We start from the raw sequence: 14,293 nt of genomic DNA, 5'->3' as shown, positions 1-14,293 counted from the left end.
GCCGTGTTCGGGGGTGCTGGTCACCGCAGCCGCGGCAGCCAGACGGACATCTCACCGGGGCCGCGGTTGGCCCAGCGGGCGTACGGGACCAGCGCCAGCGGCAGCGGGACGGGCGCCTCCTCGCGCAGCTCGCCGTAGAGCGATCCGGCCGGAACCGGGCTCGGGATCCGGACGGCGTCGGTGTGCAGGGTGACGTAGTCGGTGAAGATGCCCGCGCCGTCGGCCGCGCTCCAGTGCGCGCCCGCCGGCACGTGGACGGACTCCACGCCCACGCCGTCGGGCAGGTCCGCGCTCTCCACGCAGTACACGACCGGTCCGCGCATGATGGCGACCTGGTTGGTCGCCTCCTCCACGAAGTGGTGGGCGACCATCGTGCGCACGCGCAGTGGGATCTCGACGAGGATCTCCTCGTCGGACCAGGTGCGGTCGATGACCGCGTAACCGCTCTCGACGGCGGAGGTGGCCTCGCCGGCGACGCTCACCGCAGTCTCGGGTGCCCAGCCGGGCACCCGCACCCGCACCGTCGCTCGCACGGGCGCCTGCGCCCGGACCCGGATCCGCACGGTGCCCTCGCTCGGGTAGCGGGTGGTCTGCGTGACTTCGACGGGCACGTCGCCGATCGTGAGGTTCACGGTGCCGGGCAGGAACTGGTGCACCCAGAGTGCGTCGGTGCTCCGGGAGTAGACGTAGTACGGCAACTCCGCGATGACCCGGGCGATGTTCGGCGGGCAGCAGAAGCAGTTGGTCATGTACTCCTGGCGGAGTCGGTGGTCCGAGGCCGGGGGGGTGGTCCGCTCCGGGTCGCCCGCCCGGCGCATCTGGAACGGCAGGTCGCGGACCGCGCGCATCGGGTTCGTATAGAAGTAGGAGGAGCCCTCCGCGCCGATCATCGCAGGCAGCGAGTTGAACAGGACTCGCTCGATCTCGTCGGCGTACTTGGCCTCGCCGGTCAGCGCGAGCATCCGCCAGGACCACAGCACGAAGCCGAGGGTCGCGCAGGACTCGTTGTACGCCGTCGTCTGCGGCAGCTGGAAGGGCCGACCGTAGGCCTGGTGCGTCTTCGTGATCGTGGAGTAGTCCTGCCCGGCGTCCGGGGAGGCGCCGTCGTACACGGCGCCGCACCCGCCGGTCAGGTACAGCTTCGCGGAGACGACGTCGTCCCAGAGCGCCTCGACGGCCTCGCGGAACGCCGGGTCGCCGGTCTCCAGGGCGTAGTCGGTCATGCCGGCGAACAGGTAGTTCGCGCGCACCGCGTGCCCGGTCGCGACGTGCTGGGACTGCACCGGGTAGACATCCTGGTTGTCGTCCCCGCCGGCCGAGCCCTTGTCGCCGTGCAGCTCGAGCAGCCTGCGGGCGAGGTCGAGGTAGCGGGCGTCGCCGGTGCTGCGGTAGATCTCGATGGTCCCCATGTAGTGGGAGGGGCAGATGTTGCAGTCCGCCAGTGCCTCGGGCCGTTCCTGTGCCGCGTGGCGAAGGAACTCGGCCGCACCGAGGGCAGCGGCGTAGTAGGTGTCGGAGCCGGTGAGCCGCTTGTGCAGGCAGCCGAGCGTCATCAGGTGGCCGAGGTTGTAGGTCTCGAACTGCAGGCGGTCGGTCAGCGGCGCGACGTCCTCGCCCCGGTTCGCCGCGATGATCGTCCTCGTGTGCACATACCCGTCCGGGCGCTGTGCCGCGACGATGGCCTCCGCGGCCTGCGCGACCCGGTCGGCCAGGCCCGGGGCATCCGGCTCGGCGACGACGGCGGCCTCGAGCCACTTGTACAGGTCACCGTCCATGAACGGGGCGGCGTGGTGCTCGCCCTGCGCTCGGCCGGCCGCGATCTTGAAGTTCTCCACGGCGTGCGCGATCTGCGGGTCGAACATCAGGTCGCCCATCGACGGGATGGTCACCTCGAGAGTGTTCGCGCGCAGCCGCCCGAGCGGGCCGTGGGCGTCCAGGGTGACCGACGACGGCGGCAGCGACGTCATCACGGCGTGCGGGCTGGCGGTGGTGTCGGTCAGCATCGGGCTGGGTCCCCCATCGGGTCGCTGGTGGTCGACGCGCGGCCGAGCCGGACGTCCTCGAACAGATCCGGGTGGCCCATCTGGCCGCCCTTGAGCACGATCGCGGTGCCGTCGGCCGGCCGGCCGGGGGCGTGCGCGCGGCACAGCACCACGTTGCCCCACGGGCGTGAGGAGATGGTCAGCGCGTCCACGTCGAGGCTGCGGAGCAGATGCCCGCTGGTGTCGCCGCCGCAGACCACGAGCCGGGTGCGTGGCGCGGCGCGCAGGCGGGCCCGGCCGACCTCGGCCAGGCCGTCGACCACGCGGTCTGAGGACACGGGCTCGCCGCCGGGGGTGCTCGAGTGGAACACCGTGTCCGCGCCGCCGGCGTGGGCGGCGACCGCCCGTTCGACGGCGCTCGGCTCGCGCAGGTCCACGGCCGTCCAGCCGGCTCGGGTCGCGGCCTGGATCTGCTCCCAGGTCCGGGGGGACCGGCTGCCGGAGAGCGCCAGGCAGGGGCCTTCGGCCGGGACGACGGCGGAGCCCAGCCGGTTCTGCGCGGTCCGGTTCGCATCGGGTCGAGCCGCGAGGGCGTGGCCCACGCCGAGGCTCAGGCCGCCCGCGCCGAGGACGAACCGAGGGCCGTCGCCCGGCGGGATCAGGATCGCCTCGCCGATCAGGTCGAGGTGGCCGTCGGTGAAGGCGTCCAGGACCACCGCGGCCGCGCCGCTGGCGGCGATCGCGAGGGCGAGGGCATCGGCCGGGCCAGGTGGCGCCTGCGCGGAAGCGGCGCGGGGGAGCGCTTCCGCGGAAGCAGCGCGGAGGGCGAGCGCTTCCGCGGATGCGGGGTGGGGGGCGAGCGCTTCTGCGGAAGCGGCTCCGGCGCGGTGCCGGCCGACGCGGGTGGCGATGTTCGCGCCCGACCCGGGCTCCGCCGTCGGACCGTAGTTGCGCCAGTCCAGCGCGGCGATCGGCAGGTCCGTCTGGGCGCCGAGGTGGCGCACCAGGTCCGACTCGGTGCTCGGCGTCACCGGGTGCGCGCTCATCGTCGGTTGGCGGTCGAGCCGGAACACCCGCTCGCCGTCGCTGGCGAAGTGGTGCCCGAAGAACGTGTATCGGCCGAAGTCCGGCTGGGCGAACAGCACCGGGACAACTCGCTCGCCGAACACCTCGCGGCCGAGTTCGAGGACGCGACCGAGGCTGCCGACCGCGGGGGAGGAGTCCGCCGTCGAGCAGGCCTTGTACTGCACGATCGGGGCACCGCGGCCGGCGAACCAGCGCAGCGCGGGGAGCACCTCGGCGGCGATCTCCTCGGTCGGCAGGGAGCGTGCGACGCCGGCGATGCCGACCGCGTCGTGCTCGTCGCCGAGGCGTTGCGCGGCGGCCACGGACGTGGCGAGCACGCCGGTGAGCCCGGCCGCGCGCAGCTGCAGCAGGGCATCCACCGAGCCGGTGAAGTCGTCCCCGTAGAAACCGATCCTCATCGGGGCGGCCCGAACGCGGCCAGGGCCGCCGCGAGCTCCGGCACGGACGCGGCGCGCTCCTCGAGGGCCTCGCCCGTCAGCGCTGCCGACCACGCCTCGCGCATGGCCCTGACCCCGGCCGCCGAGCCACCCGGGTGGCCGTGGATGCCGCCCCCGGCCAGGACGAGGAGCCGGTCGGTGCCGACCTGTTCGTAGGTGCGCGTGGCCAATGCGGCGGTCTGCCCGGAGGAGAGCACGGGGACCGCCTCGTAGCCGCCGAGCAGCGGGGCACGCACCGCGGCGATCGAGGCCAGCACCTGCTCGTCGCTCTCGTAGAACTTGTTGCTCAGCCCGTTCGTGTGCACGTGATCGGAGCCGGCCAGGCGGGAGAGCTTCTGGAACACCATGAAGTCGATGCCGACTTGCGGCGAACGCGAGTACGCCCCGAACATCGTGCGGTGGCCGTGGATCGGGAGTTCGGAGTGCGCTCGCAGGTACTGCAGGCCGGCCAGGCCCACGGTGTTCACGCAGATCATCACGCAGGTACCGCCGGCGGCCTCCACGAGGTCATGGTTCGCGGCCAGCCGATCGATGTCATCGGTGATGTTGAACGCGTACATCGGCATCCGGCCGTTGCGGTCCGCGGCGCGATGCAGCGCGTCCGTCACCACGCGGACCCGCTCGGCCAACGGCAGGTTCGGGGCGTTGCCCTGGAGTTCGTCGTCCTTGATGAAGTCGATGCCGGCGTCCGCGAGTTCAGTGACCAGCTCGCCGAGCTGGTCCGCGCTCAGCCCGATGCTGGGCTTGACGATGGTGCCCAGCAGCGGGCCGCGCTCGCGGCCGGTCAGTGCGAGGGTGCCGTCCCAGCCGAACGCCGGCCCGGGGTATCGCTCGGCGAATGCCGCCGGCAGGTCCAGGTCCACCAGGCGCAGGGCGCCCGCCTCCCGGATCTCGAACAGGTTCCCGGCGACGGCGGCGAGCAGGTTCGGGATCGACGGCCCGAAGTTGTGCAGGGGGAACTCGATGCTCACCCGCGCCCGCCGCGCCCGGCTCCAGTCTCCGGAGGCGCCGGGCAGGGGCGGGCGCCCGCTCAGCGGCAACTCTTCGATACCGACCACCCGGGCCGCGTACCTGCGTTTGAGGTCCTCGGTCTCCCGGGCCACGGCGACGAAGGTGCCGCTGGACTGCTCGCTCGCCATCACGGCGGCCGCCTGCTCGAGGGGCAGTGCGGTCTCGATGTCGTAGACCGCGGTGACGACGCTCATCCAGGCTCCTTCGCGCGGCCGGTCCGTGTCCCGGACCCTGACCGCCTTCAAGCCTATGCATGAATGACTGGACGTGCAACCAGCGTCGCGGGCGACGTGGTCAGCGAGGGTCCCAGCCACCCAGGAACGTCGCCGGGTCCCGGAACTGCGCAGCCTCGTCGGCGTCGAGCAGCCGGGCCACGCCCGATCGCCCGCCGAGATCGACCGGGCGCCCGTCGATGGTACGGGTGCCGTGCTCGCGCAGGCGGAGTCGGCTGGTGTCCCAGCGGCCGCCGACGTCCGTGGTGATCCATCCGGTCGTGGCGATGTGGGCGTCCATGGTGGCATCGACGAACACCACCTGGCTGTGCGCGAACCGGGACAGCTCGACGCGGCTCAGGTAGGTGCTCCCGTCCGGCACAGTCGGCGCCCTGGTCAGGCTGACGTTGACGAACACGGCGCCCGGGCCGTCGTCGACGTTGCGGATCTGGGTGAGGTAGCCGGGGCCGAGCGCCTTGATCTCGGTGTCCACCACGACGATGCCGCCGGTGCCCCAGATGACGTCCACCTCGCCCTCGATGTAACTGTCCACGACGTAGCAGCTGCCTTGCAGGCGCATCGTGTCCTGGTGGCTGAGCAGCGAGACCCGGCGCAGCCTGAGCCGCCTCCCGTTGCCCCGGAAGGCCTCCGCCTGACTGCCGCCGTAGGGGGTCGTGTTGTGGATCGTCACGTCTTCCACCGTCACGTCGTCGGCATCCACCCCGAACACGGCGCGCCAGCAGTTGAACCGGTCGGACTCCTCGAGCACGCGTTTCGGGCAGCAACTGATCTCGATCGGCAGCCCGCGCATCGCCGCGTCACCGTTGAGCAGGTCGTTGTTCGGGTAGCTGATCACAGTCCGCGCCCGGTCGGCGCCGCGCAGCGTGAGGTGCGGCTTCGTGGGCGGTACGTAGACGATCTCCCGGTATGTTCCGGGTGCGATCGTGATCAGGACGTCTCGGTCATTGCCCTCCGGAACGACGTCGATGGCGCCCTGCACCGTGCAGAAGTGCCGGTGCCCGGCCGCGTCCACCGCCAGGCTCCTGGCGCCGGGCAGGGGTGGCGTGCGGGTGTGGAAGCGCCAGCCGTCCTCGATGGTGATACCAGGGTGCCCCCGCACGAAGCCCGGGTCCATCGTCACCACGAAGTCCTCGTCCGGATCGAGGGCGCCGTGCAGGGTGAGGATGACCTGTTCGCCCTCGACGAGCACGGCATGGTAGTTCCACAAGTGGAGCTCGCCGTACTCGGACCGGGCGGAGCCGATCGGCCGGCGCCCGACCTCAGGGTCCGCGAGATCGATCGTGTCCACCACCGCGCCGTCGCCGCGATGTACCCGTAGCCGGCCACGCCGGCCGATCTCCACCGGGTGCTCGAACCGTAGGCGCAGCGGCGCGTCCACGCAGACGCCATCACCGGTAGGTGACACCCGCGTGCGGCCACCGGCCGGGTCGGCGCCGGCCGTTCGCGGACCCATCGTCACAGCGACTCTCGAGCGGGCCGGGTAGCAGCAGGCATAGGCGCACTATACGCATTCCGCGCTAGTCTTGATGCGCAGATCGCGCAGTTTGGCCGGAGGGCCGGTCCCGGGGACGGACGTTCCCGAACGGCGCTGCTGTCGACCGACCCTGCCTTTCGAAAGGACGACGATGAGCGACGGCGGCACCCCCCTCACCGGGATCGTGGATTCGCGCGCGGCCGAGATCCTGCGCCGGGTGTCACCTCCGGTGTTCGCCGACCGTGTCCTGGAGGTCACCGCGTACGGGGCCGTCGGAGACGGGGTGAGCGACTGCACGGCCGCGATCGCGGCGGCGATAGCGGCCTGTTCGGCGGCCGGCGGTGGGCGCGTGCTCGTGCCGGCCGGGCGGTTCCGGACCGGGGCCGTGCACCTGCTCGACGACGTGGAACTGCACCTGGCGGCTGGGGCGGTGCTGGCGTTCAGCCAGGACCCTGATGACTATCTGCCGCAGGTCCGCACCCGCTACGAGGGCGTGGACTGTCACAACTACTCGCCGTTGCTCTACGCGATCGGCCGGAGCAACATCGCCGTGACCGGGCCGGGCGTGGTGGACGGCGGCGCGGACGAGGAGCACTGGTGGAACTGGGTGCGGTCGCCGGCCCCGCACGAGGGCCCCGCGAAGCAACGCCTGCTCGCGGCGGCGGCCGCCGGCGTGCCGGTGGCGCAGCGGGTGTTCGGTGCGGGTGACCACCTGCGCCCGAACCTGCTGCAGTTCGTCGACTGCCGGAACGTGCTCGTCAGCGGGGTCACGTTCCGGCGCTCCCCTATGTGGACGATCCATCCGCTCCGGTGCACCAACGTCACGATCAGTGAAGTCACGGTGGACAGCCACGGGCCGAACAACGACGGGTGCAACCCGGAGTCCTCGCGGGATGTGCTGATCGAGGACTGCACGTTCGACACCGGTGACGACTGCATCGCGATCAAGGCGGGCAAGGGGCCGGACGGGTGGCAGCCGGGGGAGGCCACCGTGGGCGTGGTGATCCGCGACTGCCGCATGCGGGCAGGTCATGGCGGGGTCACGGTGGGCAGCGAGACCAGCGGGGGAGTCTCGGACGTGGTCGCCTACCGGTGCAGCATGTCCAGCCCGGACCTCGGCCGGGCGTTGCGGATCAAGTCCAATCCCGAGCGTGGCGGTCACATCCGGGACATCCTGTTCGCCGACATCGACGTCGGGGTGGTCCGCCAGGCAGTGCTCGAGATCGCGCTGGACTACGGCCGGCTGACCACCGGGGAGCATCCCCCGTCCGTCTCCGACATCGAGTTGCACCGGGTGCGCGCCGGCGCCGCCGGGTGCGCGGTTCGGCTGATCGGGCTGCCGGACGCGCCGATCCGCCGGCTACGCCTGCGGGACTGCTCGTTCGGAACGCTCGATGGTCCGGACGTCGTCCGGCACGTGGTCGACTCCGATCTCGGCCCCGGCCGCGGCGAACCGGAGCAGCTGCCACAGCGGTAGCGCGATGACCCAGGAGGGGTTCCAGGTGTTGGCGTGCCCTCTGTCCTGCCAGTTCGTGACGAAGAACGCCTCTGCCTGCTCACCGACGACGTCGAAGCCCCACGCGCCGGGGGTGGTGCACACCCCCTGGCCCATCGTGGCCATGATCGTCCGGGCCCACCGCTGCAGCCCGACGTCACCGGTGAGCCGACCCAACCGCCAGAGGTCGAAACTGGGGAAGAACACGTCCAGATGGTGGTTCTGGACGCTCACGCCCGGCCAGCCGACCGCGCTGAAGCCCGAGTCGCGCAGCGGCGCGCCCCGGTCGTACTGCGGGTTCCAGTGGTAGACCCAGGTGAGCAGCCAGTCGGCCACGACCCGCGCACGCCGCAGGTACCGGTCCGCGCCGGTCAGGTCGTGCAAGGTCATCAACAGCTCGAAGTAGCTCATCCCGCCCTCCTTGTCCTCGCACGCGGCGTCGAGGGTGGAGTGCGCGAAGGGCCGGTCGAAGGTGCGGGTATGGAGCTCGTGGTAGGCATCGGCAAGCTCGATGGCGCGGCTCAGCAGGTCCGGCCGAGCGCAGGCCTCGGCGGCCAGCGCCGTGGCCCGAACGGCCGGGATGCCGGCCGACCAGGGCGCGTCCGGAAGCGGTCGGCCGTCGGCGGTCCAGCCGATCGGCACCAGCCCCGAGGGCGTGGTCGCCGTTGTGAAGAACTCCGCGGCCTCCGTCAGTGCCGTCGTCCAGCCGGCGGGCGCGGGCGTCCCGTACCGGCGTAGGAGTGAGATCAGGTCGGCGAGGTCCGCCATGGTCTCGCCGTGAGCGCGGGCGGAGACGATCTCACGCCCCCGGCAGCGCAGCCCCTGCCAGCGGCGGTCGTCGTGGACATAGGAGTTGTACCGCAGTCCCGGGACACCGGTGCCGGACCCGCTCAGGTAGAACTCGACGGCGGCACGTGCGCGCTCGAGACGGTCCGGCTCGCCCCGCTCCAGGCCGACCCGGGCGTCGCACCACGCCAGCCGCAGGCACTGCCCGGTCCAGCCGTAGAGGAAGTCCACGGCCGCTCGGCCGGGCCTGGACCGCGGCTCACCCCAGGAGGGGAACTTGAGGTAGCCGACCGCCGGACCGTCCGCGAACGCCCGTGCATCCAGTGCCGCGATCCGCAGGTCGAGATGACGGCGATCGTCCAGTGGACCGCCGAGGGTGCGCTCGCCGCCACCGAAGAGTTCCCGGCCGATCCGGACCAGTTCTCGGAATCCGTGGCCCGAAGCCGCCCGTCCGCGGATGACGACGAACCGTTGGCGCAGGCTGTCCCCGGGCGCCAGGTCCCGGTACCCCGCCGTGGTGGCGGCGGTCCGAGCCTTGTGCACGTAGGTGACGTCCGGCTCGCCGTCGAACAACGTGACTCCGCTCAGTCCGAGCGCGTGGGCGTCGTCGCCGCTCACCGCCCCCAGCGACCCGTACCGCACCCGGCCCTGCGGGTCCTCGGCGGGGTCGGGGTGCGAGACCAGGGTCAGGGTCTCGCCGTGTTCGTCCTGCAGGCAGACCGCCGGGATCGGTAGCCGATGCACCTCGGTGACGAACCCGCCCCGGCTCACGTGCGGCACCACCCGGTCGGGATCGGCCGAGGGGTTGTCGTGGTGGATCACCTGCGGGATCGTCACCCGCGCCCCGGCGGGTCCCTGCAGCCGCAGCCCCACGACCAGGTCGGTGATGGGAGATCCGGAGTCGTTGTGCCAGTCGAGGTCGAACTCGAGTCCGTGCTCGCCCCGCCGGGCGAACACCTGGACCCGGAGCGGTCCCACCGATCCCCCCACACGTACCCCGTCGCTGGTGGCGCGCATCTCGGCACCGGTCAGACCCGGCACGCCCGCCCGCCACGGTCGCCCCGAGGACACCACGAGCATCCGGCCCAGCAGGTCGGGCCAGTCAGGGAGCTCGTCGTCCTCCGCTCGGCCGATGACGTACCTGACCAGGTCGGGTCCGCTCGACCTCCCACTCACGTCACGTCCTCCGTGGTGTCGAGAGCCAGGTCGGCGTCCTGCTCACCAACGATCCAGTCGGGTTCGAGTCGGACGTGCTTGATGGTCTTGCGGAGGTAGGAGTAGGCCACCTGAAGGGCGCCGTCCGACGTCTGGATCATCGCCGGGTAGGAGTAGCCGACCGGGGCGTCCTTGTACTCGATGTCCGCCACCTGGAGGTTGCGCTGATGTGGCCAGGTTCGGCCGCCATCCTCGGAGAGCGCGAGCGTGAGCGGTGTGCGGACCGCCTTCTTCCGCCAGCCGTCCCCGGACGGCACGAACCGGAACTGGTCGCGTTCCATCGTCGCGTCGTTGAACACGGCGGCGAGCCGGCCGTCAGCCAGAGCGATGTGGTGCAGCGCCGAGTTGTTGTTGGCAAGCGCGGTGCGCACCGGAGGCGTCCAGGTGCGGCCCAGATCGGTGGACTCGGAGGAGTAGGCCCGGTCGGCGGCGCGCGAGCGGAACAGGCCGAGCAGGCCGCCGTCGGGCCTGGGCGCGATGCTCATCTGGACCCGGTGCCGGCTACCCGGTACCTCGGACACCTGCCAACTGCGCCCCTCGTCGGAGCTGCGGGCGACGACGCTGTACTCGCCGCCGGCGTCCACCTGGTAGGCCGGCAGCAGCCAGGTGCCGTCGGGCAGGAAGAGCGGTGGGTTCCGGAGGAAGAAGCCGGGCCCGTCGAACAACGTCCGTGGGCCGGACCAGGTGCGCCCGTCGTCCGAGGTGCGCACCAGCACGTGCGCGTCCGTGCGGTCGTGCGGCGTGTTCGAGGTGTGCAGCAGCCAGATCCGGCCGTCGGGCGCCCGGAACAGGACCGGGTTCTGCTCCGACCGGTCCGGGTCGGCGGCGATCAGGATCGGCTGGGACCACTCGTCCGTGCCCGCCGGCAGTCGCGCGAGCACCACGTTCGTCTCGCGGTCACCCTCCTGGGGTCCGTTGAACCACGCGCAGAGCAGGTCACCCCCACGCGTCTGCACCAGGGTGGCGGCGTGGCTGTCCACATCGTGCAGGACCGGCAGCAGAGCTTCCCGCAGGCGCGGGTCGGTCGCTGACGGCTCGAGGCGTCCGGTCAGTCGCGGGTCCATCGCAGCCTTTCGGGGGTCATCGTGCCAGCGGTCGGGACAACTCTCGGGTGGCACCTCATGCGGCACCGAGATCCTCGATGCCGCGCAGCCCGAGCTCCTCGCTGAAGTGGCAGGCGACGCGGCGCCCAGGGGCGATCTCCCGTAGCGATGGCACCTCGGTCTCGCACAGTTCCTGCGCGTAGGCGCATCTCGTACGGAACGGGCAGCCGGACGGGACGTCGGAGGGGTCGGCAACCTCGCCCCTGAGCACGATCCGTTCCCTGCGCTTGGCCGCGTTCGGGTCGGGGTTGGGGACCGCCGAGAGAAGAGCCTCGGTGTAGGGGTGGTGCGGCCGGCGGTACAGCTCGGCCGTGGGTCCGGTCTCCACCACGTGACCGACGTACATCACCACGACCTCGTCGGCCATGTACTCGACCATGCCGAGGTCGTGGGAGATGAACAGGTAGGTGAGGTTCTCGTCGGTCTGCAGGTCCCTCATCAGGTTGAGGATCTGGGCGCGGACCGAGACGTCGAGGGCGCTGACCGCCTCGTCGGCGACCACCAGACGTGGGTCGAGGGCGAGCGCCCGAGCCAGGCCGACCCGCTGCCGCTCGCCTCCGCTGAAGGCGTTCGGATAGCGGCGCAGGTACTCGGGGCGCAAGCCCACCCGGGTCAGCAGCGTGGCCACCCGGTCCTCGACCTCCGACTCCTTGACGACCTTGTTGACGCGCAGCGGCTCGCCGACGATCTCCGCCAGGGTCATCCGCGGGTTCAGGGAGGAGAACGGGTCCTGGAAAACCATCCGGATGTCCGTGCGGTACGGCCTCAACTGACGTTCGGTGAGCGGTGCGAGGTCGACCACCCTGCCGTCGGCGCGCCGGTAGAGGATCTCTCCGGAGGTCGGCTCATGCGCTCGCAGGATGCACCGGCCCAGCGTGCTCTTTCCGCACCCGGACTCACCAACCAGTCCCACGGTCTGTCCCTGCTTGATCTGCAGGTCCACGCTCTCCACGGCTTTGACGTGGCCGACGGTTCGGCCCCACATGCCCTTCGTGATCGGAAAGGACTTGCTCAGCTGCCGGGTCTCGAGGAGCACGTCGGACGTGTCCGGCCCTGCGGTCTCGCTGACAACTTCGGTGTCCTGGCTCATTTGTCCTCCTCGTACAGCACGCAGCGAACCTCGTGGCCCTGCTCGTCGCGGATCAACGGTGGTGGGGCGGTGTCACACAGGCCGGGCTGGAAGGAGTCGCACCGGTCGTGGAACGGGCAGCCGCTGGGACGTGCGAAGGGATGGGGCACCATGCCGCGCACCGGCGCCAGCCGGACGTCGCGCCCCTGCCCGAGCTTCGGTATCGAGCGCAGCAGCGCCCGGGTGTACGGGTGGCGGGGGGCCCGGAAGATCTCCGCCAGGTCACCGCGCTCGACTATGTTCCCGAGGTACATCACCGCCACGGAGTCGGCGAGCTGGGCGGCCACGCCGAGGTCGTGCGTGATCAGCATGATCGCCATGCCGAGCTCGTCGCGCAGGGATGCCAGCAGCTCCAGGATCTGGGCCTGGGTGGTCACGTCCAGCGCGGTGGTCGGTTCATCCGCGATCAGCAGCTCGGGGTCGCAGGACAGCGCCATCGCGATCATCACGCGCTGGCGCATACCACCGCTCAGTTCGAAGGGGTAGGCGTCCACCCGTTTCTCGGGTGCGGCGATCCCGACCCGACGCAACAGGTCGATCGCGCGTTCACGGGCGGCCTCCATCGGCAACGGCTCGTGCAACTGGATCGCCTCGATGATCTGGTCGCCCACCCGGTGCACGGCGGACAGGGACGTCATCGGTTCCTGGAACACCATCGCGATGCGCTTGCCGCGGACCGCCCGGATGAGTTCCGGCGCGGCGCCGATGAGGCCGACCATGCCGTCCGGGCCGCCGGCCGTCGCGGCATCGACCGCGGCCTCGCGGCGCCGCCGGCGGCGGGACCGCCTGGACCGGCCGGTCATGCGTTCGACGTCAGTGGCGGGTGGGCGGGGTACCCACACCTGACCGCCGACGATCCGCCCGGGCCGGTCCACCAGCTGCAGGATCGAGCGAGCCATCACACTCTTGCCGCACCCGGACTCACCGACCACGGCCAGGGTCTCACCGCGACGGATCGTCAGGTCCACTCCGTCGACGGCGGTGACGACGCCGTCCTCGAGGTGGAACTCGGTACGCAGACCGGCCAGCTCGAGCACCGGCTGTGCGTCCGGGTCCAGCCGGCGGAGGGTGGTCTGGTCACTTGTAGGGGTCTGCAGCATCACGCAATCCATCTCCGACGAAGTTCATGGCCAGGACAGTGATGAAGATCGCGAGCCCGGGCAGCAGGAGCCACGGTGCCGTCTCGATCGTTCGGATGTTCTGCGCGTCCTGGAGGAGCACACCCCAACTCACGGCGGGTGCTTGGAGGCCGAGCCCGAGGAAGCTCAGCGAGGTCTCGGCAAGGATCATTCCTGGTACGGCCATGGTGAGCGAGGCGATCACGTGGCTCGAGAACGACGGCACCATGTGGCGGAAGATGATCCGCGGTTTGTTGCATCCATCCAGCGATGCGGCCGTGATGAAGTCCTCCTCCCGCAGGGAGAGGAACTTCCCTCTGACCTGTCTCGCCATGCCGGTCCAGCCGATCACCGACAGGATGGCGGTGATCGCGAAATAGCGAGCGAGTGGGCCCCAGGACGCCGGTATCGCCGCCGAGAGCGCGAGCCACAGGGGCAGGGTCGGGATAGCCATCAGGAACTCGATGATCCGCTGGATCAGCGTGTCCGGCTTTCCTCCGTAGTAGCCCGAGATGCCGCCGAGCGCGATGCCGAGGACCAGGCTGATGGCCACGCCGACCAGCCCGATCGACAACGACACCCGGGAGCCGTACAGGATGCGGCTCAGCGAGTCCCGTCCGGCCCGGTCCGCGCCCCAGAGGTAGAAGGGTTGGTCCGGGTCCTCGGGCCCGATGAGGTGCACGTCCATCGGGAAGACGCCCCAGAGCTCATAGGGCTCGCCGCGGACGAAGAACCCGACCGGGATGTGACGGTCCTCGTCGATCTCGAACTCGTTCGCGAACGTGTCCGGGTTCTGCGTCACCGTGAAGCCGTTGACGTGGAGGCCGAAGCCCTCGGTCGGGTGGGAGATGTGCAGCGCCTGCGGCGGAGCGTACGCGTACTCGGCGTCCTGGGCCGTGGCGGTCGAGGGGGCCAGGAACTCGGCGAAGGCCATCACGAGGTAGATGGCCAGGACGATCCAGATCGAGACGTACGCGACCTTGTGCCTGCGGAAACGCCGCCAGACCAGACGCCACTGCGAGGCCGTTCCGCCTCGCGCCATCGCCGCTCGGGCCAACTCGGCCCTGGGACCGGTGGGGTGGTCGGCGCCGGAGTCCGGGAGGGGGATCTCCATCCCCTCCTGGGTCATGGTGGCGCCCCCGGCGACCGGGTTCGGCTCGTCCCACACGTCCGTTGCCGTGCCGGAGGTCCCGGTGCCCGGACGTTCTGTCCTGTCCGTCATGG

General features: G+C 71.1%; 10 protein-coding genes. 1 reads left to right on the top strand and 9 read right to left on the bottom strand.

What is annotated here, in order from left to right:
• Window positions 1-20: 20 nt before the first annotated feature.
• The 4 genes from HALOF300_RS08630 to HALOF300_RS08615 form a co-directional block, all read right to left on the bottom strand.
• The gene (locus HALOF300_RS08630; protein WP_156740549.1) at window positions 21-2,003 is read right to left on the bottom strand and encodes a glycoside hydrolase family 127 protein; all 1,983 of its coding nucleotides are present in this window, start codon (window positions 2,001-2,003) and stop codon (window positions 21-23) included.
• Window positions 1,997-3,466: a four-carbon acid sugar kinase family protein gene (locus HALOF300_RS26955; RefSeq protein WP_197522408.1), complete on the bottom strand. Its 1,470-nt coding sequence runs from the start codon at window positions 3,464-3,466 to the stop codon at window positions 1,997-1,999. Before HALOF300_RS26955 ends, HALOF300_RS08630 begins: the two co-directional genes overlap by 7 nt.
• Window positions 3,463-4,710, bottom strand: coding sequence for a RuBisCO large subunit C-terminal-like domain-containing protein (locus HALOF300_RS08620; protein ID WP_156740548.1), 1,248 nt, complete (start codon window positions 4,708-4,710; stop codon window positions 3,463-3,465). The genes HALOF300_RS26955 and HALOF300_RS08620 overlap by 4 nt, the downstream gene beginning before the upstream one ends.
• 100 nt (window positions 4,711-4,810) lie before the next feature.
• Window positions 4,811-6,202: a pectinesterase family protein gene (locus tag HALOF300_RS08615; RefSeq protein WP_156740547.1), complete on the bottom strand. Its 1,392-nt coding sequence runs from the start codon at window positions 6,200-6,202 to the stop codon at window positions 4,811-4,813.
• 172 nt (window positions 6,203-6,374) lie between these two features.
• Between HALOF300_RS08615 and HALOF300_RS08610 the strand changes: the two genes are divergently transcribed.
• Window positions 6,375-7,700, top strand: a complete 1,326-nt coding sequence (locus HALOF300_RS08610; protein WP_156740546.1) for a glycoside hydrolase family 28 protein — start codon at window positions 6,375-6,377, stop codon at window positions 7,698-7,700.
• Here the strand turns inward: HALOF300_RS08610 and HALOF300_RS08605 are convergent.
• The 5 genes from HALOF300_RS08605 to HALOF300_RS08585 are packed head-to-tail and all read right to left on the bottom strand — an operon-like array spanning window position 7,584 to window position 14,291.
• On the bottom strand, window positions 7,584-9,680 hold the full coding sequence (locus tag HALOF300_RS08605) for a hypothetical protein (RefSeq protein WP_156740545.1): 2,097 nt from the start codon (window positions 9,678-9,680) through the stop codon (window positions 7,584-7,586). The two genes, HALOF300_RS08610 and HALOF300_RS08605, sit on opposite strands and share 117 nt — an antisense overlap.
• Entirely contained in the window at window positions 9,677-10,783 is a 1,107-nt protein-coding gene (locus tag HALOF300_RS08600; RefSeq protein WP_156740544.1) for a sialidase family protein, read from the bottom strand. The genes HALOF300_RS08605 and HALOF300_RS08600 overlap by 4 nt, the downstream gene beginning before the upstream one ends.
• A 55-nt stretch (window positions 10,784-10,838) precedes the next feature.
• The gene (locus tag HALOF300_RS08595) at window positions 10,839-11,912 is read right to left on the bottom strand and encodes an ABC transporter ATP-binding protein (protein WP_156740543.1); all 1,074 of its coding nucleotides are present in this window, start codon (window positions 11,910-11,912) and stop codon (window positions 10,839-10,841) included.
• On the bottom strand, window positions 11,909-13,051 hold the full coding sequence (locus tag HALOF300_RS08590; protein WP_156740542.1) for an ABC transporter ATP-binding protein: 1,143 nt from the start codon (window positions 13,049-13,051) through the stop codon (window positions 11,909-11,911). Before HALOF300_RS08590 ends, HALOF300_RS08595 begins: the two co-directional genes overlap by 4 nt.
• Window positions 13,029-14,291 carry an ABC transporter permease gene (locus HALOF300_RS08585; protein WP_197522407.1) on the bottom strand — a complete coding sequence of 421 codons (1,263 nt, stop codon included), beginning with the start codon at window positions 14,289-14,291 and terminating at the stop codon, window positions 13,029-13,031. The genes HALOF300_RS08590 and HALOF300_RS08585 overlap by 23 nt, the downstream gene beginning before the upstream one ends.
• Window positions 14,292-14,293: the final 2 nt, after the last annotated feature.

The organism is Occultella aeris (assembly GCF_902703175.1).
Classification (GTDB): domain Bacteria; phylum Actinomycetota; class Actinomycetes; order Actinomycetales; family Beutenbergiaceae; genus Occultella; species Occultella aeris.
The sequence above is the reverse complement of the archived record's forward strand: the minus strand, read 5'-3'. Positions and strand labels throughout refer to the sequence as shown.